Origin of the sequence: Campylobacter sp., assembly GCF_019423325.1 — a bacterium.
In the GTDB taxonomy this organism is placed as follows: Bacteria; Campylobacterota; Campylobacteria; order Campylobacterales; family Campylobacteraceae; genus Campylobacter_B.
The window spans coordinates 97260-117960 of the sequence record NZ_JAHZBQ010000003.1 but is presented as its reverse complement, the minus strand read 5'-3'; the positions used below and the strand labels follow the sequence as shown (position 1 = coordinate 117960).

Here is a 20701-nt window from a genome sequence, read left to right as displayed (position 1 = left end):
CGATGAATTTAAATATCGTAGGTAAGCAGTTTGAGCTAACAGAAGCTATTAAAAATTATGTCGAAAACGCATTTGAGACGCTAGAAAAATATAATCTCGACATCATCTCGGGGCGTTGTGTAATTTCTGCCGACGAGAAGCAAGGCAGAAAGGGCTTCGTGGTGGATTTCTCACTAAATTTAGCGCATCAAGACACTATAGTCGTGCGCCAAAAAGATAAAGATCTCTATGCCGCCGTCGATCTCATCGTCGAGCGCGCCTCAAAAGTGCTTCGCAGATACCACGATAAGGTAAATTCTCACAAAAATCGCGACGAGATGAAACAAAACGCCGTAGATAATGCGGTCGGTACCAATAAGCCAAATTTAAACGATGAGGTCGATGAGATCGTCCCTACCGAGCTAGAGCTTTATAAACCGCTAGAGATTGATGAAGCGCTAAATAAGCTGAAAGAAAGCACCGATCAGTTTTTGGTTTTTAATGATATGGATGCCAAAATGCGTGTGCTTTACAAGCGTAAAGATGGTAAATTCGGCTTATTTTAGAATTTTAGAATTTTAGAATTTTAGAATTTTAGAATTTTAGAATTTTTAAGGCGCGGAATTCTCGCGCCTTTTGTTGTTTGGGAGTCGTTGTTTATTTGTTATTATATTTTTTTTAATGTAGCCCAACATAAATAAAACCGCATTTTATAAAATCTTTCTTTTAGAAATTCTTTAAAATTTATTTATATTTGCTCCATATCCGTATTAAATTTAAGCAAAAAAAATGTAAAATAGTAGTCAAAAATTATGTTATTGACCGGAGGGTAGTATCATGAAAGTTAAGAGTTTTAGCTTCGCGCCTCTTTTGGCGCTGTTGTTTTGTTTCTCAACGGGTGCATTTGCGGATGATGACAGATCAAATGTAAAAATCGTACCTGCGACTCAGTTGGGTAACGAATATCGTACTGACGGCGGAGCAGACTGGAGACAAGGCTGGATTTTCAGAAAAAATATGAAAGACTCTAAAAGCGCTGGATGTGGTGATTCTGATTGTTTTTTTGGCGTGTATAATTTCAGCAATATCAAAAAATTTCCTGAGGATATGCGAGATCAAAAGCCTGCTGTAAGATTTGGTGGTGCGGGCTCTTACGTATTCGGTGATTATGCTGTAACTAGCGGATCGGTTATAACCTCTAGTTGGCCTAATAAAGGCACCCATTATATGTTTGACTCGAAGGGTACATATATCAACGATGGTGGTTTTACTTTAAATAGCTCTACATCTACTTTAAAGTTACCAAAAGGCGTTACTGCAGATGATATCGTATATGCTAGGCTTTATTGGCAAGGAAATATATTTAATATCGAGGCACTGGATGGTTTTAAAGCTACGAAGGATTATCATAAAGTTCAGTTTAGAATGAGAAGTTCGAAAAGCTCTGAAGCAACCAATATAGAGGAAATAGAACGAGATAGATGTGACGGATACGCTGCATGGAATTATAATGCAAATACTAGAGACGGCGGGCAATATGACGCAAAAGAGGCAGGCGTTTATAAAGAATGTGAGCGTGGTAGTGGACCTCATGGTTGTAAAACTAATGCCCAAGGGCAAGTTATGGCAAAAAAAAGATTAGCGGTTAATTATCTGCGTAAGTACGGTTGGTATTATCGTAGCGAAACCGATAATAATATACCTAAGAGTTTTACTTATAATGGCAAGGTTTATAAGAGGTGGGAAAATCGCGGTCCGATTCCGGGTACAGAGAGCTATCTATTCTGGAGATATGAATGGACTGACCCTTTAAACGAAATGCGCCTTCAATATGGTTGCTCTAAAGATATAACCAACATCGTAAGAGCAAATTTCAAGGATTATTCCGATAGTATAGATTTTACCGTGGGTAATATTAAAACTAGCGCCGGCTGGGATGCTTACGGAGCTTCATTTTTAAATGGCGGTTTTGAGACGGCAAGAGTAGGTGCTTATGGCGGATGGGGCGTCGTGATAGTGTATGATAAAACATTACCATCTCGTAGGAAGCTAATGGAAGATCTTCAAAATTCTGATAAGGTAATAGGCAGAGTAGCGAGTGTCGCTGAAGCTAAAAAAATTCGAGATACGTATTTTAAGCCTAAAAATGTAACTATCTATGGCGATTTTGTTACTATTACGCCATGGTCTACCCCGGCTCCTGGTTACTCGCCTATCAATGTAAATTTAAAATTAAGCGGCTTTTATACGCCAAGGCAAGGTAAAGTAAATGCAAAATTAGGGTTCCTGGGCTTTGCAGGCGAAAGAGAGATGCGAGAGCAAGAGTATTTCAAGGTAGAAAATAAGAATAAAAATACGATGGATACTCTAAGCGGAAGTGTAGTAAATGCTAATTTGGGTAATGGCTTTGCAAATATATATGATGGCTCGACTTCCATTTTGGAGCTAGATAGCGATGGCAACTATAAACTTACCTATCCTAAAGGAACTTATTATAGATGGGGTATGGACCTAGATGAATTTGACATAAGCTCAAAGATGGGAAATAAACAATCCAGTTTAGATGTTCAATTAGGAGGCGCTTCCGTTAAAGAGCAAAATGGCAAAGAATCTGCGGATCAAAACTTCATCAGTATGCTAGCCGTATCTGTAGATATGTATGTGCCTAATATGTGCTATCAGTATGAAGTCTATAACGCCTCTAACTGGGTTAAATTCTTTGATAATGATGGTAACCGAAGAAGCGAAGAGGATGTAAAAAAACTACGTGAACCTCCTGAGCAGATAAAAAACGGCGTCGTAGCTGGTGAAAATATCTATTACAGAATAAGATTTGAAAATAGATATAATGGAGGTAATAGCGAAGATGCGGTAGGCTCTATAGTAAGCGTAAATTTCAATAGAGCAGGCGCCACTTATACTCCAAATAGTGCTACTATCAACAACCGTCTTGACGATAGCGAATATAGTGGCGTTACTACCAAAATAAACGCTATACCTATGAAAGCTAGTCAAAATTTAGTTTATTTGCGCGATGGACAATTGGGCGCATATCAAACTATGAAAGATGTTATTACGGATGGTAAAGCTCCAAATGTTACTGATGCAATATATAAGGATAAGCAATTCACTACTTTAGAAAATGGTCTTTTGAAAGTTTATATAGGTGAAGGCGCAGGTAAGTTGATCCCTTCTAAGAAGCCTAATGAAGATCCTAAGCCTGTAGGCGGTAGGATGGAGCCGAAAAAGGCTGTTTATGCAGAATTTAACGCCACCGTTAATACCGGTGCAAAAATTTTACAAGCTCCTGAGATGCTACTAAGCTATAAGATTAGCTTGGATGTAGGTACTGGAACTCCAGTAGAGATTAGTTTGGAAGGCGCTTCTGAGCTAGAGATATGCGATGATAAATTACTATCTGATAGCGTCAATATCCAGCCTTTGGAAGGCTTGCAGGTCGTAAATAAGAATTTTAAAAATAGCGACGATGACGATAGGCTTTATACTCAAGTATCCGAAATGCCTTTTGACGGTAAATTGATATTCAGACCGGACTACGAAAGTCATTTTTGCAAGAAATATAACTCTGCAGGTGAATGCGAGCAATATACTGCCGAAGCTGCGTCTAGAACCGACATTTTCGTTAAAGACCCTGCTACTGGTAAACTTAAGTATGTAGGTGGCAAGAAACAACTAGAAAAATTTAATTTGGATGGAAAGCTCTATCTATCTGTCGTAAGGGCAAAAAATGCTGCGATGACTGCAGCTAAAGCGGATAGAAATGGAACTAGTACCGCATATTCGTGCCGAGCGATAACCGATAATTTAAAAATTCCGTTCAGATTAAAGCAGAAAGGTGGCACCGTATCAAACTATGCTTTGGATCATGAGCTTGATTTCAGGGATAAATCCATTTTAGATCTAGAAAATATAGAGATAGGAGATGCATATCGAGGCGTAACCTTTATGCTTAGCTATCGTCCGGACGGGCAGGCGAATAAAACTACTAAAAACGACTATGCCGTGGACGAAGACGATCCGGTTAAGTATTATTTAGCGCTTAAAAAGATGGAACTTCGTGAGAAATACGGAGTGTGCTATACGGGTGATACATATGGATGGTGCAAGCCTTTAAGTGATGCGGAAAAAGCTGAAAAAGAAGAGCTGATAAAAAAAGAGCTAGCAAAGCTTGCAAATGCTATGAGCAAGGCATCCGAAACATTTGGTATTGCGATGTCCAGTGACGGTTCATTCCACGTTTGCGGTAGTGATAACTTTGTAATTCGCCCAGCATATTTTAATGTAGATACTGCTAAGTTAACGAAATACGGCAAGTTAGTAGATACTAGCGCTGATGGTGATATAACTAAGAAGGGAAGTAGTGATGCAAGCGTTGTAAGCCATCCTAAAGACTTGCGCGTAGGTGGTGATTATACTGAGAATGCGGATATCTTGGCTAAGGTAATTTCGGCTAGAAGTTATAAGGGTAACGGCGTACCTAACTATAATGCCGTAATAGGTGGCGATTTAGGAAATGAAAGATATCATATACGCGATAGCTACAAATACTCCGATGCCGATAGCGCTCAAGATATTTCAACTAAAGTTCGCGGCATCCAGACCTATTTGCGTCCATTTATATCTAATCAATGCGCAGCCGAGCTCTCTACTCAGTCATATTATATAAAAAGAGCTGGAGGCAACGCCACCTTACAAACCGGCCATAAATTAGACGGTTGCTATGGTGGTACCCAGACAGAATATAACGGCATAGAATATGATAGCAAAACCGGATCATATTCCGTTAAAAAAGGCATTAGTGATGCTGATATTAAAAAGAATACTTTTGGTAAAGGCAATACGCAGTGCAAAACGACGTCTGGTGAGATAAATTTTGACGAAACATACAGAAGAATCTGGGATAAAAATGCCATTAGTTTGTGGGCTGATTTTAATGCAAGAAATGTAAGTGTGACGGATGCAGTGGCTACATATAAGTCAAAAGGTAATGCGGAAGGTTCGTATCTATTAACTCAGTCTAGAATGAGTCCTGAACAAAAAGATAAAGTTAATGGTGTTTTATATACCGAGATGGCATATACTACTACAGAGCCTAAAATTGCTAAGCATTACTTTAATTATTATAATGTAGGTGATGTTTTAGTCAATGTGTATGATAACTCATGGACCGATGCTTACGCAGATCAGACATATTCTACGAAGTGGAAGAGCGCTAAATGTGTAATTAACTCTTCTAGCAACGTGCCTAATAATAAAGGCATGGTAGGTTGCGACGTCGGAATGAAAAATAAGAGTATCGCCGAAAGCAGTGATCCTAAAATTTCAGCTACTAATACTAATTTAGTATTGCGATACCGACCGGATCGTATCAGAGTATCACTAGTAAGCCTAGATAACGGTGTGACAATCGGCGTAGGTGATAATAATATCTCGGGTGGAATATCTGCGTATACATATTTCAACGCACCGGACATCGAAAACGATGTCGTAGTATATGCTGACGAAAATTCTAGCCAGAATCTAGCGGTAACTAATCAGCTAAGCCAACTGGCTATGCTTAAGGTTAATGCCGTAGCATATCTATCCGACAAGGTTTATAAAGATGTCATTGCTACGCTTTATGACGGATATAAAATGGAAATTGGCGACAAAGGTAAGGAGAAACTTCAAGCCGTGTGCGGATTTGCAAGCGACCTTGACTTCGCGCTAGATTTCGGATTTGATTGCGCTAAAAATATGGATGATGGGCGTTGCGGCGCCGGTTACAAGTACAAGACTGAAAAAGACGTCGATTACGTGCCGTATCCCGATAGATCTACCGTTATCTACAAGATTCCTGCCGGTACAGAATATGTTTTTGACCAATGTGAAGACTCTAGGGGATATGACAGCAGATGCTATAGGTATAATGTAAGAACTCTAGGCGCCAGTGGCGTAAACCGAGACTGGGAGGAAGCTGCTTCTAGCAGTGATGCGGGTTATGGCATGTATCTACCGCTTAGAATAGCTCTTAATTACTACTCCGATGCTTCACTAAGAGCCGGGCTTATAAATAGACCGAAGGGCGGTACGGGAATTAATTATGACTCTAAGTCGAATTTATTTAGAATTTTGGCGCAAGGATTTAGAGAGGGGCAAACTCCTGGTTCGACCGTGTATTTTAATTTCGATAGAATGCATAAAACCCCTAGTAGACCGGTACTCATTTATGCTAGCGACTTCAATATCCAAGACGGAACAGCTCTTAATACCTTTGGAGAATTTTGGCCGTCGAAATTCGATAGCTCATACAATGCTATATCAGATACTACTTCTGAGTCGTATAATGAGAAAGATATAAAGATATCTCAGGAGAATTTCAATGCTTTTATCACTAGAAAGGTTAGTGAGACCGGCGCTGCAGATAAGACTGCTTATATAGCTGCAGCCAATGCTAATAGCAAGACCTACGCGACCGGCAAGACCGTTACGGATTATAGTGATAATGTAGGTACTTACGCCCTATTTGTCTATGGTACGTCGTACGATAAAAGTTTGGGATCTATAGTGCAACAAACTACTACGGGAGTTCCAATATCCATACCTATTTACGCGCAGATCTATTGCGGTAGAACTGATAAGTGCGCGAATATGCCTGCGCCTAACGCGAATCTTGCCTATGAGGCTCCTAGTTCGAATATATTTACCGTGTTAGCGGCTCAAGATCATAGCTTAACTGACTTTACGAAGTTTGTAGTAAATACGAAAGCTACTTTAAATAACATAGACGAGGAGTTTGTGAGCGACTACGATAGTCTTACTAAGGTTGGCGACGTAAATGTGGATATCAGCAGGGCCAATGTGGTAGAAAATGGCCGAGAGAATATAACCATCAGTGGCACTGCAGCAGGTCATGCTACGATACGTATTATAACCAACCCATGGCTTATCCATACGCCCGCTTTAAACGATAAGACTATGTTTACTATAGGTGGCGGAGGAGCCTACTCTAAAAAGTATCCAGGCGTACGACAGTATTATAATCCTCTTCGTGTACATATAAAGCAGTCTAGACCTACGGTCTGGGGCGGTGAAGGTCAAGTCAAGTCCGGTACGGAAGATGACGTAGGATCGTTCGCCGGCGGTAGCTCGTCGGACAACAGTACTAGCGATACTTCGACTAAAATCCTAGATACGGGCGACACCCGCGATATCTACAATCAAAAGATCGATTGGTAGTATCTGCGTAAGCTCGTAGCACGAAGGCTAGCCTTCCGGCTAGCCTTTTTTATGGGCAGAATTTTGATTTTCTTAACGACAGATTTTTTAAAATTCTACATTTGCAAATTTTTGTATGTAAATTCCACGAGATAAAATTTTTTGAAATTTTAAATTGCGAAATTTTACTACGAAACTTGGCGATAAAATTTTACTCACAAATATTTGCACATCGTAGCGCATAGAATTTTATGCGCTAATTTTAAATAGCAAAAACCCTAAAGCGAAATTTTGTACCGAATTCTACTCTGCAAAATCTCGCCAACTATCATCATAAATGGTGTGCGCAATGCCATCGCTTAAGATTAACGCAAATTTATAGCGTGAAATTTTATACTTTAATGCAGTCGCAGAATTTCCGCTCGTAAATGTAGCGTCTAATCCTCGCCATTAATCTTGCCTCATAAAATTTAGTCTAATCCTTGCCGCTAAATTTCATTGTAGTAAAGCATACCGCTAATAATTTTTTAAAATTCTATCGCTTTGAATTGCTTACGAATTCCGCTTCTTGAAATTTTATTTAACAAATTTCGCTTGATTTGCAATAATAAATTCTGGCAAAATCTAGCTCTTTAAAATTTCATTTCGTAATTTTCTATCCGTCTAGTAGTTTATCGCATAAAATTTCATCTCATGGATTCGCCTCCTCATTTACCCGTTTTTAAATGAAATTTCGGCACAATGCGGCTTAAAATTTTATCAGGGAAAGCCACTTGAAAACAAAAAATATCAGAAATTTCAGCATCATCGCGCATATCGACCACGGCAAATCCACACTCGCAGACCGCCTGATTAGCGAGTGCAACGCCGTTGAGGCGCGCCAGATGAGCAGCCAGATCATGGATACGATGGATATCGAAAAGGAGCGCGGTATCACGATCAAGGCGCAGTCCGTGCGGCTCGAGTATGAGCTCGGCGGCGAGAAATACGTTTTAAATTTGATCGACACCCCTGGCCACGTGGATTTTAGCTACGAAGTCTCGCGCTCGCTGGCTAGCTGCGAGGGGGCGATCCTCGTCGTGGATGCGAGCCAGGGCGTGCAGGCGCAGACCATCGCAAACGTCTATATCGCGCTGCAGCACAATCTCGAAATCATCCCCGTACTTAACAAAATCGATCTGCCCGCCGCCGATCCGCAGCGCGTAAAAGAGGAGATCGAGCACGTCATCGGGCTTGATTGTAGCAGCGCGATCGAGGTCAGCGCCAAAACGGGCGCGGGCATCAAGGAGCTTTTAGAGGCGATAATCACTCGCATCCCCGCGCCCAAAACGGACGACGCTGCGCCGCTTAAGGCGCTTATCTACGACAGCTGGTTTGATAACTACCTAGGCGCGCTCGCGCTCGCGAGGCTCTACGACGGCGTGCTGAAAAAGGGCGACGAGGTCTATATCATGGGTAGCGAGAACCGCCACGAGGTACTTGATCTGATGTATCCCAACCCGCTTGCGCCCGCTAAAACCCGCGAGCTTAGCAGCGGCGAAGTGGGCATCGTAGTAATGGGGCTAAAAAACGTCGCCGACGTGCAGGTGGGCGATACGATCACGCTTTTTAAAAATCGCGCCGCCGCGCCGGTGGGCGGCTTTGAGAAGGCTAAGCCCTTCGTGTTTGCGGGCATATATCCCGTGCAGACCGATAAATTTGAAGATCTGCGCGACGCTTTGGATAAGCTCAGCCTAAACGACAGCTCGCTTAGCTACGAGCCCGAGACGTCGCTCGCGCTAGGATTCGGCTTTCGCGTCGGGTTTTTGGGGCTACTACATATGGAGGTCGTGAAGGAGCGGCTTGAGCGCGAGTTTGATCTCGATCTCATCGCCACGGCGCCGACCGTCACATACGCCGTGTATCTCACGGACGGCTCGTGCGTGCGGATACACAGCCCCAGCGAGCTTCCGGCGCCAAATTTCATCGAGCGCATCGAGGAGCCCTACGTCAGGGCGACCATCATCACTCCGAGCGAGTTTTTGGGCAATCTCATCAGCCTTTTAAATTTGCGCCGCGGCATCCAAACCAAGATGGATTACATCACGCCCGAGCGCGTCCTACTCGAATACGACGTGCCCACAAACGAGATCATAATGGACTTTTACGACAAGCTCAAATCCTGCACCAAGGGCTATGCGAGCTTTGATTACGAGCCGATCGATTACAGGCGCGGCGATCTCGTAAAGCTCGACATCCGCGTCGCTGGCGAAGCGGTCGATGCGCTCTCGATCATCGTGCCCGCCTCAAAGGCCGAATCCAAGGGGCGCGACCTCGTCAAAGCGATGAAGGAGATCGTGCCGCGGCAGCTTTTTGAGGTCGCGATCCAAGCAAGCATCGGCAACAAGATCATCGCTCGCGAAAATGTCCGCGCCATGGGCAAAAACGTGACCGCCAAGTGCTACGGCGGCGACATCACGCGCAAGCGCAAGCTGCTCGAGAAGCAAAAAGAGGGCAAAAAGCGCATGAAGGCGATCGGCAAGGTAAATCTGCCGAGCGAGGCGTTTTTGAGCGTGCTGAAGATCGATTAAATTTTATACTTACGCAGATGGTCCAAATTTCATCTTTTGCCGCGCTGTCGTAAAATTTGCTTTTAAATTTTGACGATCGCTCGGGCGCTTTAAATTTAGCGGCTCGCCGTTCGGTATGAAATTTCATCTTTAAATTTCACGATCTTAAGAGGCGATTTAAATTTTATGACTGCACGGCGTTTTAAACTCTATCGCTTGCCGTCCGAGCTGATACATTCGCTGTTGCGCGCCCATTTTGCGCCGCTTTAAGCTCTAACGCTCACTGCTCGGTCGTAGAATTCTGCCGCTTGCCGTTAGGCTAAAATTTCATCTTTCAAATTTAACATTTCGCGAGCGGTTTAAATTTTTGCCGTCCGCCGACCATTGCAGTCACGTCCGCGGCTCGGCTACAAAATTTTATCCCGACGGCGCCCGCTATGAAATTTTATCCGCCGCGGCTTTATAAAATTTGATTAAATTTTACTGCGCGCCGCGTAAAATCGTTATAGCGCAAGCGACAGCTAGAATTTATTTTGATAAATTCCATCCAAGCGCGGCGTATAAGAGGGCGCGCCGATAAATTCCACAAAAGCGCTAAATTTATCGGCGCGAGATCAAAGGAGTAAAAATGAAATTTTTAGATCGCCTAGGCGTGGATAAGAGCAGCTTTATTGATCTGTTTTCGGCGTGTTTGGGTTGCGGCGCAAGGGTGCAAGAGATGGGCTCAAAGCTGATCGTAAAGGGCAGGCGCCGCTCTGTGGATCTAAAGCGCGGCGAGATCAGTTTCGGCGATGATGCGTCGCGCGCCATCTGGTATATTGGCAGCGAAGCAAGCAGCAGCCGCACGTGGCTGTGGGGATACGAAAACATAAACCGCCTTGATGAGCGGCTGCTCACCCTTGCGCGAGATGTGCGCGACTTCGGCTTGCGGCACGGGCTAGCCGAGCTTAGCACGCCTAAGCTCGCACTAAGCGCGGAGATAAACGGCCACGCTCTAAGCGCGATCGCGTGCGGATTATCGCAGGAACCGGTATGTTACTACCGCTGTCCGCACGCAGGCGGAGCGGTGTTTGTAGCTTTTGAGGCAGGCGAGTGCGTGGCGCCAGATGGTACGATCGTAAGCAGCATGAACGCAAGCGAGCTCATCTCTTTGGCGCGCGATTACATAGGCGCGTTTCAGCTAAATCACGCCGTTTTATCGGGGGCGCTTTTGCTTAGAAACGGCACGAAATTTAGCGAAGCGTCGGGCAAGATCGTAGCGAATTTTAAAAATGATGCGCTATTTTCGTTTGATAATTTGGAGCGGCTAAGCGAGGTAAAGTTTGCCGTATAGAGCCGTAAATCTCGCGCCGTGCATTCGCGGCTTTGAAATTTACGCCGCCAAATTTTGCCCTGCAAATTTTATATCGTAGAATTTTGCGCCTTGGAATTTTGCTCGGTAGAATTTGCATCGCGGAATTCCGCCAAGTGAAATTCTGTTTTAAATTTTACGCCGTAAAATTCCGCTACTCTATCCGCGCCCAAGCCTCTAAATTTTAAACCAAAATCAGCCGCCGTCGATGTCGAAGTCAAGATGCTCTTTGAAGTAGGCGCGCAACCTGCGGCGGTCGTTGCGACCGGGCGTGATCGCAAACCACAGCACGCGGTCGTTTAGATCCTTGCCGCGGATCAGCACGGTGTCGCGCAGCAAGATGTCGTGAAAGTCGCCGTTTAGCCGCCACGACGAGAGCGCCTTGGCGAAGATAAAGATCACGACGCCCACGACCATTATCACGAACGCCATCCCCACGCGCTCGCTCATGGCGATACCGACTAGCCACAGCACGATGATCGATCCGATTCCAAATGTAAAGAACTGCTCGTGTTTTACGTAGCGGGAGTGGCTAAGCGCCGTGTAGCCGGTGCAGGTGCGCAAAAAGCCTGGCGTGAGCCTAACGTAGTCGATATTAAAGAGTAGAATTTCGCTCTTGCGCTCGTTTGAAACGAAGGTGATCGCATGGTCGCTAAATTTAAACAGCCCGCCTCCGCCGCGTCCTTGATACCAAGCTACGCCTGCGATCAAAAGTCCTAAAATCCCGCCTCCGCCGCGACCGTGACCGTCGCCTAAAAAAATTCATCTAAATCAAGGCCGGCCGACACGCCGTAAAAAAATATAAAGACCATCATCGCAATGACGAAGATCACGATGAAGGAGTTGTCGTTTTTGACGCTAAATCCACCTGCGCTCGTGGTTCGTGCGCCGCGGCTGCGAAGGGCGGCTTTGTAGTCTTTGGTAGTAAAAGTAGGCATAAAGCCTCCTTTCTTTCGGGCTTGCGAAACTCTTTTGCGCTTTCAAAGCCCGTTTAAAACGGTGAAATTTTATAAAATTTCAGATCAAATTCGGATTAAATTTTAAATTTGAAGAGGCTTTAGAATTTAAATGGGTTTCAAATTTAAAGGATTGAAATTTAGCCGCAGAGTTTCGTTAAAATTTTTTTGCTTCCTCTTAAATTTATCAAAATTTAAACGCATAGCGGCGCCGAAAGATCCTAAATTTAGCCCGGGCTAAACCCTGTTTTTGTATAATCGCACAAAATTTTAAAGGAGAAAAAATGAAAAAATTTCTAGCTTTGCTTTTTGCGGCGCTATTTTTCGCAGGTTGTGGACAGACTCAGCCGAAAGTGCCGATCGCAAGCGCGTATAAATTCAAGGGCATTACCTACCAACACTTCCAAAACCATAATCCGAAAAAATTTATCTATCAATCGCCGGAGGCGGTCGAGAAAAAGTACAACGAGCAGCTTTTAGCGGCGTTAAAAGAGGCGAACCTGCTGGATCAAAACTCTACCGATGAGCTTAAAATTACAATAAAGCACCACAGGGGCTTTACGGGCGAAGCTACTCCGTTTCCTAGCGATAGAATCGGTGGCATAGAGTTTATTTATGAGGTTAAACTAGTAAGAAACGGCCAAATTTTAAGAAGCTACGTGCAAAATGACATCGAGCATTACGATCCGGGATTTTTCGGCAATATGAAAACCATAGCGTTGCAAAATACGGATGATAGCTATGAAAATGCCGCAATTACGGCTCTTGTCAAGCATTTGATGGAGATTATAAAGAAATTTTAGCGGTCGATTTGGGCGCAACGCACGCATTGATGCCCATTTAGCTAAATCATAAATGATTTTTTGACATCTCGCGAGCTTTTAAATCGCGGAATTTTAAAAAATCGCTGCGAGTTTGAGCGGTAAAAATTTAAAGAAGCGGATTGCTTGAGGGCTACCGATATATCGATAGCCCGTCGCCAAGAAGCGGCAGAGCGCTCGATAAGTGCGGCATTTAAATCCTTGCAATGCTCTAAAGTATAAAAAATTCTACGCCAAAATTAAATGCGATCGGCGAGGTGTATTCTTGCCGGCGCGGACGGCGGATTTCGCGGCGAAATTTAAAAGCGCGATTTGTACGATTTAGAGGATGCGAGTTTTGCAGAAGCTCGGCCACACAAGACAGATGGCGAATGCGCGGCAATTATCATAAATTTAAAGCTTAGCGGTGTTGTTCGATCTCATCAAATATATGGAAAATTTTACGGCAAATTTAAAACGCAGTCTCTCGGAATTTAATACGGCCGATTAAGCGGTAAATTTACTTCGCGGTTGCAGTTAAAATTTCCGCCGCGCGGAGTAAATGTCGCGCAGAGCTAAATTTGCCGCATAGAAGCTAAATTTCGCGTCGCAGTTAAATTCACAATAGTCAAATCACAGCGAGCTCAACGCTGCAAATTTAGAGTTCACAAGCGCAAGCGCTTGACTTGCAGCTGAGCCGTGATCTCTTATTATAAGACACCTATTGTTCGCATTCCTACGGCTGTATAAAACAAATCGCGCCGCGTTTTAAATTTTAAAATTTTATTTGAATAAGCTGTTTACGCTCTCGTCGTGATATACGCGCCTGATGACCTCGCCGAAAAGCGGAGCGACGCTGATTACCTTAATGCGGTCGCTTTCCTGCTTTAGCGGGATTGTGTCGGTCACGACGAGGCCGTCTAGCGCGCCGCTTTCGATGCGCTCGTATGCCGGGCCGCTCAGCACGGCGTGCGTACAAAACGCGCTGACGCTCTTCGCGCCCTGTTCCTTAAACGCGCCCGCGGCCTTGACGATGGTGCCCGCGGTGTCGATCATATCGTCGATTAGGATCACGTCCTTGCCCGCGACGTCGCCGATGATGTTCATCACCTCGCTTTTGTTCGCCTCCTCGCGGCGCTTATCGACGATCACCAGATCGAGCGAGAGCTTTTTAGCGAAGCTTCTGGCGCGCGCGACGCCGCCAACGTCGGGGCTGGCGATGATCGGATTTTTTAAATTTTTCTCTTTCAGATAATCCAAAAATATCAGCGAGCCGTAGAGGTTATCGACCGGCACGTCGAAAAAGCCCTGTATCTGCCCCGCGTGCAGATCCATCGTGACGACGCGGTCGATGCCTGCCGTCTGCATCATATTTGCCACGAGCTTCGCGCTGATCGGCACGCGCGGGGCCGCCTTGCGGTCTTGGCGAGCGTAGCCGAAGTAGGGCACGACCGCCGTGATCGAGTTCGCGCTGGAGCGCTTCAGCGCGTCTGTTAGGATCAAAAGCTCCATCAGATTGGAGTTTGCGGGCGCGCATGTGGGCTGGATGACGAAGACGTCCTTACCGCGCACGCTCTCGCCGATCTGGACGCTGATTTCGCCGTCGCTGAAGGTTTTGATCGCGCATTCGCTAAGCGGTAGCGAGAGATATTTGGAGATTTTTTTGGCAAATTCGGGATTTGCGGTGCCGGAGAAAATTTTATATCCGCGCATTTTGATGACCTTTGGATTGAAATTTGCTCGAATTCTACACCAAAAGCGCTAAATTTTAGCTAATTCGCCCGCCGCGCTCGCGTAAAATTAATAAGCGAGCATCGCGGACCGCCGCCCGTTTGCTAGATAAATTCTTTAAAATTTCAGGACGGTTCGGTTCGCCGCGGTCTTATCCTGGCAAAATTTGGCTTTGGATTGTAGCCGATACGCGCGCGGGCCATTGGAGCCCGCGTTGTCGTACGAGTAGCCCGCAGATTGCGGGTAAAATCGTATAGCAAAGTTATATGAAAGTTTGAGAGAGCGCATTAACGGGGGCGCGGTACGGCTAAAATCGTATTGCATAGGCGTTGATGAGCGCGGAATTTTATATTTTCGATACAGACGGGCAGAATTTTATCTTTTAGAGCTGCGGAGATTGCGTGTAAATTTAGATTTGAGCTTGCACGGGACAGACTACGCGGATACTTTGCGGCGCGCTAAATTTAGACTGTCGCGGCTCATAAATTTTAGATTTCTTAGGCGGTTAAATTTAAAATGCGCTTTGCTTTGGCGAAAATTTAAAGTTCGCTTTGACGATCAAATTTAAAAGTTCGCTCTTCAGAGCTTGATTGCGTGCCGCGAAATTTTAAAATTTATCGTGCGAGCTCCATTCGCCACGTAAATTTATATATTGCCTTTACCGCTTAAATTTTAAAAACCGAAACGCTACGAGTACAAATTGCGAGGCAAGTCGCGCATATAGATTTTACTTTTAGCACAGATTACGGCGTGGGTTATGGCATACGCCTCGATAATAGATCGCAACATAAATTTCAATGCATACCGCGATATAAATTCTAGCGCGGATTACGACATAAATCTCGTCAAGGATCACGGCATAAACCAAAGTATGACTTACTACGACATACGCCCTAGTGCAGATCGCGACATAATTTCTAACGCAGATTATGATATAAATTCCAATAGGGATCGCGCCGTGAATTTTAAAATTTCAAACGCAAATTTAAAAGCGAATTTAGCAGTTTTAAAAGCAGATTTAAGGACGGATTTCAGATTATGAAATTTTTAAATTTAAAAGTTGCTGCCGCCGTGTTCGCGCTGCTGCTCGCAGGTTGCGACGGATGGAAGCGCCCATCTAAGCAGCGACGGCACCTCGCTCGCCTCCAAGTTCGACCTCTCCAAGCGCACGCTAAAGATCGAGGGCAACGACAAGCCGCTCGTGCTGTTTTTCTACGCAAGTAGCCGAATTTAGAAATTCCGCGATTTTAAAATTTATACAAAATTCTACGATTTGGAATTTTTATGAAATTCCTGCAGCTACCAGCTCCCGCTAGCACCGCCTCCGCCGAAGCTTCCGCCGCCCCCACTGAAGCCACCTCCGCGAAAACCGCCATTTCCTCCAAATCTGCCAAAATCTCCGGATGAGCCGCCTCTCATGCGCGATGAGCGCGCAATTTCGCTTATGATGTCTGCACTCGAGATTATATCCTCGTCGCTTCTTCTGAGGCGCGTCACGCGGCGGCTCAGTATCGCAAAAAGCAAGACCGCAAAAAGCACCATAAAGATCGCAAAGTCCTTGTTGCTCGGATCCTGCTGCGCGTTGGCGTTAAGGGGATCAAATTTTATATCGCCGCCTTCGATCGTGCTGATGATCGCTGAAATCCCGCTAATGACGCCACTTTCGTAATCTCCCTGCCTAAAATAGGGCAGAATTTTATTGCTGATGATACGCTTGGCGCGCATATCGGTTAGCACGCCCTCTAGCCCGTATCCGACCTCGATACGCACTTTATGCTCGTGTGGAGCGACAAGCAGCAGTACGCCGTTGTCACGCCCTTTTTGCCCGATACCAAGAGCGCGCGCCTGCTCTACGCCGATTTCCTCGATAGAGTAGCCACCGAGCGATTTTAGGCTTACGAGCATGATCTGGTTTGTGGAATTTTTATCGAAAGTCGTTAAAATTTCATTCAGGCTCTCTCTTGCGGCTGGGCGTAAAATACCAGCCTCATCAATTACGGCGGTGCCGTTTGGATGGGCTAGATACTCGCTAGGTGCGGCGACGCTTATTACAAATAGCGCCATCAGGGCAAAAGCAAATCTCCAAGCCACTCTCATCGCAGCTCCACCAAGGTCTCTTCTATCTCGTTATTTTCGCTATCTTTAGGCACTCGCATGGCTAGCTCGCACAGCGCGTCCATCGCCTTTAAAACGGCAGGCTCAAGGCCTTGCGTGCTGGGGTTAAATTCTGTCGTGATACGTTCAAACTCAACCTTAGAGATAAACTCCGCCACTCGCGCGCCGCAGATGATATGAGCGCAGCGTTCGCGGACGCATACGCAAAACATTATCGCTTCTTTTACACTACCGTAGCGCTCGTAAAATTTTAGCATCGCAAACTCGCCTGAGAGCCGAAGTCTGCGAGATTTAGGCGTGATTAGAGTTAAAAGCGCGGGACATTTAGCTAGCAGAGCTTTAATCGCTATGAAGCTGAGTGCTACGATCTGCAGTAGCTCAGCTTTGCTTATTTGCGGCACGAAGCACATAACGATGCCGATCGCAAACGCCGTCACTGCCGCCGCGCTATAGCTAGCTTCGCAGTCCTCGCTTGCTTCGCCCGCGACCACGCAGACGATCTGCGCACCGCTTGCGGCTTCGGCTTTCGTGATTAGCTCATGGATTCTTTGCTTACACTGCTCGTTTAGCATTTGCCGCCTTTAGCGTTATTTAAACGAAACGCTAGGGGCTTTTTGGCTTGAGCCATCAGCGCTAAAGCTAGGTTTGGCGCCGCCTAGTCCTACGATGCGCGCGATGATGTTTGTAGGAAAGGTCCTAATTAGCTTGTTGTATTCCTGCACCGAAGCGATGTAGTCCTTGCGCGCTACGGCGATGCGATTTTCCGTGCCTTCGAGCTGATTTTGCAGCTCGGCGAAATTCTGATTTGCCTTAAGATCCGGATAACGCTCGACTACCAGCATCAAGCGTGATAGGGCTGAGCTAAGCTCACCTTGGGCGCCGTTAAATTTCGCAAACGCTTCCGGATTTTGCGCTAAGCTTTCTGCATTGATATTGACAGCGGTTGCCTTAGCGCGGGCATTTATAACGCCTTCTAAGGTATCTTTTTCATGGCTAGCGTAGCCCTTGACGGTTTCTACGAAATTTGGAATCAAATCGGCGCGGCGCTGATATTGGTTTTGTACCTGGCTCCACGCAGCCTTAACTTCTTCATCTTTGCTTACGAGCTTGTTGTAAACCGGCACTGCAAATATCGCAAACGCAATCGCTGCAATCACTAAGACGATTAGAGCTTTGATTAAGATATGAAGCCCTCCTTTTTGGCGCGGATACTCTCCTCCGCCAAAGCTCTCGCCTCGCGCAGATAAGCCTTTATCGTCGTAACCTATACGCTCGTTATTTTCTCCTTGCAGCTCTTTCATTGAAATCTCCTTGGGATGTTGGAATTTAATTTGACTAAAATTTCATATTCAATCGTGCCGAAGCGCTTTGCCCAGGCTCGCGCGTCGTCCAGCACGCAAACTCGCTCGCCGCCGAATTCCGCGCAGAAACTATCCATCGACATTTTTCCGAGCATTCTTTGCCCGCTTGCAAGCGCTAGCTCGTCCTCGCCGTCGTAGCGAAATAGCCCGTCGGCATAGCCTAAATCGTAGGTGCCGATCCTCATATCGCGCGGCGCTTCAAATTTCGCGCCGTAGCCCACGCGCTCGCCTTTCTTTAACACGCGCGAGCTGATCAGATCGGCATAGAGCTTTAGCACGGGGCGTAAATTTAGGCTCTCGTCAAATTGCGGATAGCCGAACTGCGCCATGCCTACGCGCACATATTCGTCCTCAAAGCCCGCACTTCGCTCGATAGCTGCGGAGTTGCTCGAATGAAATTTTAAATTTTCAAAGCCCGCGGCGGCGGCTTTTTGTCCCGCGATACGCTTAAATTCTATGAAATTTTGCCTTTGTGCGAAAAAATCTGCACTTAGCTCGTCGCTTGCGCGAAAGTGTGTGAAAAAGCCACGAAGCTTAAATCCGCCCGCCTTGCATAGCCTAAGCGCCTCATCTAGCTCGTTCGCAGCGATGCCGTTTCTGTGCATAGCAGTATCTGCAGCGATATAAATTTTAAGCCCTCGTTTAAGACGCGAGAAGTAGCTCAGATCATTTACCGCGTAGCAAAAACGCTCATCCTCGTCCCCGCGCGGAATGTGCGAGAGCACTAAAATTTCATCAAATAAATCCGCGATCTGCGCAGCTTCCGCAGCACTTCGCGTTACGGCGCGTACGAAGCCTAGCTTTGCCGCTTCCTCGCAGCAAATCCTACAGCCATGACCGTATGAATTATCCTTGGCTACCAAAAATACTCGCTCCGCTCCACCTACTTTGGCGGCAATTTGCGCTAGATTGTGCGCATAAGCGTCGCGATCTAAGATGATCTCAGACATCGAAGTCTAGCCCATAAGTGCGGTATAAGTATGGCAGCAGCTTGCGCGCAGCGTAGTCGTATCCGTAGAATTTCGCATAAACTTCTTTCAAGCTAGCCTCGCCTGCGCGCTCGAAATCAAATACGTCGGTATCCGCGATTTTTGGCACGCGCTCATCTAAGAATTTAAAAAATTCCGCTCTCGCGGCCAAAAGCTCTTTTATATTTTTTTCAACCTCTTGCTTTTCAGATTCGTTCATCTCTGGTCCTTTAAATTTTCTAGTTTACCTAAAAATACGCGCTGCATTTCGTCGCGAAACTCAGGGCTAGAGGCCTCGAAGCGGGTTACGATCACGGGCGTGGTGTTGCTTGCCCGTACGAGCGCCCAGCCGTCATCAAACCGCACTCTGATGCCGTCGATCTCGATAATATCGCGGATGGGCGGTAGCTCCGCGATACCTGCGTGGATTTGAGCTTTAAGAGCCTCGATGATCTTAAATTTTGCCTCCTCGCTCGTATTAAATTTAATCTCATCGGTGCTAAAAACCCGCGGCAGCTTGTCTAGCTCGGCGTCTAAATCATATCCTTTAGCTACGAGCTCAAGCACTCGCATCATCGCATATACGCCGTCATCGAAGCCGAAATATCGCTCTTTAAAATAGATATGCCCGCTAACCTCCGCGGCAAGATCAATGCCTAGCTCCTTCATCGCCTTTTTGATATTGCTGTGGCCGGTCTTGCCCATGAAGCTTTTGCCGATCTTATCGATGGTATCATACATCGCCTGCGAGCATTTGACCTCGCCTAGGATGCGCGGGCGGTTCATGTTTAGAGCCAGTAGGCAGGCTAGCTCGTCGCCTTTGATATTGCGGCGCGGAGTTAGCACGGCGATCCTATCGGCATCTCCGTCAAAGCCGAAGCCCAAAGCCACGCCGTCTTGCTTCATCGCGACTTTAAGATCCGCTAAATTTTTCTCCTCGCTTGGGTCTGGGTGGTGGTTTGGAAAGTTGCCGTCTGGCTGCGGGAACAAAACTTTAGCGTTTAGATCCAGCCTTTCGATGATTTTAGTAGCGGTAACGCCTGCGGCTCCGTTTGCGCAGTCAATGATAAAAGGCGCGGCAAAGCCCTTAAGCGCTGCAAATTCCTTCTCAAAATATGCTAGATACTCGCTTAAGATGTCGTACCTCTGGGTGCTTGTATCGGTTGGAATTTTAAAATTTGAACTCATCAGCTCTTGCACCTGCGCGCCCAGACGTTTCAAATCCGCGCCAAAGAAGCTATCCGTGCCGATCGTTATCTTAAAGCCGTTGTAATTTTTGGGGTTGTGCGAGCCGGTGATCATTACGTTTGCGTCAAATTTATGCGTAAATACGCTAAAATAGCCCACCGGCGTCGGTAGCAAGCCGATATTATAAACCCGCAACCCGGCGAAATTTAGCCCGCTTACGAAATAGCCGAAAAGCTCATCCGCGCTAAGACGGGCGTCGTATCCCACGCTAACGCGCTCAAGCCCGAGATTTGCGATATGTTTGCCAAGAGCAAAGCCGATCGCCTTTACGCTGCGCTCGTTTAGCTCCTCGCCCACGATGCCGCGTATGTCGTATTCTCTAAAGATATCTTCGATCATAAAATTCCTTTAAATTTAAATCGCGGTATTTTATAAAAACTTGCTTAATATTTATATTATAAATGATAAAATCGCCGCTAAAATTC

17 protein-coding genes are annotated in these 20701 nt (G+C 45.9%); 7 read left to right on the top strand and 10 right to left on the bottom strand.

The window, feature by feature from the left end; genetic code table 11:
* The first annotated feature begins 2 nt into the window (after positions 1-2).
* The 4 genes from raiA (at position 3) to QZ367_RS08340 (ending at position 11079) form a co-directional block, all read left to right on the top strand.
* Complete coding sequence (gene raiA, locus QZ367_RS08355; protein ID WP_291939555.1) at positions 3-545, top strand: ribosome-associated translation inhibitor RaiA; 543 nt, start codon at positions 3-5, stop codon at positions 543-545.
* Positions 546-816: 271 nt separating this feature from the next.
* Positions 817-7218 (top strand): hypothetical protein, encoded by a 6402-nt coding sequence (locus QZ367_RS08350; protein WP_291939552.1) that lies wholly within the window; start codon positions 817-819, stop codon positions 7216-7218.
* A gap of 752 nt (positions 7219-7970) precedes the next feature.
* Complete coding sequence (gene lepA / locus QZ367_RS08345; RefSeq protein ID WP_291939549.1) at positions 7971-9767, top strand: translation elongation factor 4; 1797 nt, start codon at positions 7971-7973, stop codon at positions 9765-9767.
* Positions 9768-10374: 607 nt separating this feature from the next.
* Positions 10375-11079, top strand: a complete 705-nt coding sequence (locus tag QZ367_RS08340) for a DUF6882 domain-containing protein (RefSeq protein ID WP_291939548.1) — start codon at positions 10375-10377, stop codon at positions 11077-11079.
* A 68-nt stretch (positions 11080-11147) separates the two neighbouring features.
* Here the strand turns inward: QZ367_RS08340 and QZ367_RS08335 are convergent, their stop codons facing one another.
* Genes QZ367_RS08335 through QZ367_RS08325 form a run of 3 tightly spaced genes read right to left on the bottom strand, consistent with a single transcriptional unit; the run spans position 11148 to position 12035 of the window.
* The gene (locus tag QZ367_RS08335) at positions 11148-11318 is read right to left on the bottom strand and encodes a hypothetical protein (RefSeq protein ID WP_291939545.1); all 171 of its coding nucleotides are present in this window, start codon (positions 11316-11318) and stop codon (positions 11148-11150) included.
* On the bottom strand, positions 11293-11808 hold the full coding sequence (locus QZ367_RS08330) for a hypothetical protein (protein ID WP_291939543.1): 516 nt from the start codon (positions 11806-11808) through the stop codon (positions 11293-11295). The genes QZ367_RS08335 and QZ367_RS08330 overlap by 26 nt, the downstream gene beginning before the upstream one ends.
* Positions 11809-11849: 41 nt before the next feature.
* Positions 11850-12035, bottom strand: a complete 186-nt coding sequence (locus QZ367_RS08325) for a hypothetical protein (protein WP_291939540.1) — start codon at positions 12033-12035, stop codon at positions 11850-11852.
* A gap of 302 nt (positions 12036-12337) precedes the next feature.
* On the opposite strand from QZ367_RS08325, the gene QZ367_RS08320 reads away from it, so the two are divergent.
* Positions 12338-12856 carry a hypothetical protein gene (locus tag QZ367_RS08320; RefSeq protein WP_291939537.1) on the top strand — a complete coding sequence of 173 codons (519 nt, stop codon included), beginning with the start codon at positions 12338-12340 and terminating at the stop codon, positions 12854-12856.
* 780 nt (positions 12857-13636) lie between these two features.
* On the opposite strand, the gene QZ367_RS08315 is transcribed toward QZ367_RS08320, so the two are convergent.
* Positions 13637-14566, bottom strand: a complete 930-nt coding sequence (locus QZ367_RS08315; RefSeq protein WP_005873085.1) for a ribose-phosphate pyrophosphokinase — start codon at positions 14564-14566, stop codon at positions 13637-13639.
* 775 nt (positions 14567-15341) lie between these two features.
* Here QZ367_RS08315 and QZ367_RS08310 point away from each other — a divergent pair.
* Positions 15342-15626 carry a hypothetical protein gene (locus tag QZ367_RS08310; protein WP_291939533.1) on the top strand — a complete coding sequence of 95 codons (285 nt, stop codon included), beginning with the start codon at positions 15342-15344 and terminating at the stop codon, positions 15624-15626.
* Between the two features lie 18 nt (positions 15627-15644).
* Entirely contained in the window at positions 15645-15818 is a 174-nt protein-coding gene (locus QZ367_RS08305; RefSeq protein WP_291939530.1) for a hypothetical protein, read from the top strand.
* 65 nt (positions 15819-15883) lie between these two features.
* Here QZ367_RS08305 and QZ367_RS08300 read toward each other — a convergent pair whose 3' ends face one another.
* Genes QZ367_RS08300 through QZ367_RS08275 form a run of 6 tightly spaced genes read right to left on the bottom strand, consistent with a single transcriptional unit; the run spans position 15884 to position 20615 of the window.
* On the bottom strand, positions 15884-16681 hold the full coding sequence (locus QZ367_RS08300; RefSeq protein ID WP_291939528.1) for a YgcG family protein: 798 nt from the start codon (positions 16679-16681) through the stop codon (positions 15884-15886).
* The gene (locus tag QZ367_RS08295) at positions 16678-17271 is read right to left on the bottom strand and encodes a hypothetical protein (protein WP_291939525.1); all 594 of its coding nucleotides are present in this window, start codon (positions 17269-17271) and stop codon (positions 16678-16680) included. The genes QZ367_RS08300 and QZ367_RS08295 overlap by 4 nt, the downstream gene beginning before the upstream one ends.
* 15 nt (positions 17272-17286) lie before the next feature.
* Positions 17287-18000, bottom strand: coding sequence for a LemA family protein (locus tag QZ367_RS08290; RefSeq protein ID WP_291939523.1), 714 nt, complete (start codon positions 17998-18000; stop codon positions 17287-17289).
* A complete protein-coding gene (locus QZ367_RS08285; RefSeq protein ID WP_291939520.1) occupies positions 17997-19010 on the bottom strand; it encodes an alanine racemase in 1014 nt (337 codons plus the stop codon). Before QZ367_RS08285 ends, QZ367_RS08290 begins: the two co-directional genes overlap by 4 nt.
* Positions 19003-19248 carry a CmeU family protein gene (cmeU, locus tag QZ367_RS08280; protein WP_291939517.1) on the bottom strand — a complete coding sequence of 82 codons (246 nt, stop codon included), beginning with the start codon at positions 19246-19248 and terminating at the stop codon, positions 19003-19005. Before cmeU ends, QZ367_RS08285 begins: the two co-directional genes overlap by 8 nt.
* A complete protein-coding gene (locus QZ367_RS08275) occupies positions 19245-20615 on the bottom strand; it encodes a phosphomannomutase/phosphoglucomutase (protein ID WP_291939514.1) in 1371 nt (456 codons plus the stop codon). Before QZ367_RS08275 ends, cmeU begins: the two co-directional genes overlap by 4 nt.
* Positions 20616-20701 lie beyond the last annotated feature (86 nt).

Bases quoted from the DNA above. Each gene is read 5' to 3' on its own strand.
- QZ367_RS08275 (WP_291939514.1), bottom strand. From the start codon at position 20,615: ATGATCGAAGATATCTTTAGAGAATACGACATACGCGGCATCGTGGGC.
- raiA (WP_291939555.1), top strand. From the start codon at position 3: ATGAATTTAAATATCGTAGGTAAGCAGTTTGAGCTAACAGAAGCTATT.
- QZ367_RS08320 (WP_291939537.1), top strand. From the start codon at position 12,338: ATGAAAAAATTTCTAGCTTTGCTTTTTGCGGCGCTATTTTTCGCAGGT.
- QZ367_RS08290 (WP_291939523.1), bottom strand. From the start codon at position 18,000: ATGAAAGAGCTGCAAGGAGAAAATAACGAGCGTATAGGTTACGACGAT.
- QZ367_RS08295 (WP_291939525.1), bottom strand. From the start codon at position 17,271: ATGCTAAACGAGCAGTGTAAGCAAAGAATCCATGAGCTAATCACGAAA.
- QZ367_RS08315 (WP_005873085.1), bottom strand. From the start codon at position 14,566: ATGCGCGGATATAAAATTTTCTCCGGCACCGCAAATCCCGAATTTGCC.
- QZ367_RS08300 (WP_291939528.1), bottom strand. From the start codon at position 16,681: ATGAGAGTGGCTTGGAGATTTGCTTTTGCCCTGATGGCGCTATTTGTA.
- QZ367_RS08340 (WP_291939548.1), top strand. From the start codon at position 10,375: ATGAAATTTTTAGATCGCCTAGGCGTGGATAAGAGCAGCTTTATTGAT.
- QZ367_RS08310 (WP_291939533.1), top strand. From the start codon at position 15,342: ATGGCATACGCCTCGATAATAGATCGCAACATAAATTTCAATGCATAC.
- cmeU (WP_291939517.1), bottom strand. From the start codon at position 19,248: ATGAACGAATCTGAAAAGCAAGAGGTTGAAAAAAATATAAAAGAGCTT.
- QZ367_RS08350 (WP_291939552.1), top strand. From the start codon at position 817: ATGAAAGTTAAGAGTTTTAGCTTCGCGCCTCTTTTGGCGCTGTTGTTT.
- QZ367_RS08325 (WP_291939540.1), bottom strand. From the start codon at position 12,035: ATGCCTACTTTTACTACCAAAGACTACAAAGCCGCCCTTCGCAGCCGC.
- QZ367_RS08285 (WP_291939520.1), bottom strand. From the start codon at position 19,010: ATGTCTGAGATCATCTTAGATCGCGACGCTTATGCGCACAATCTAGCG.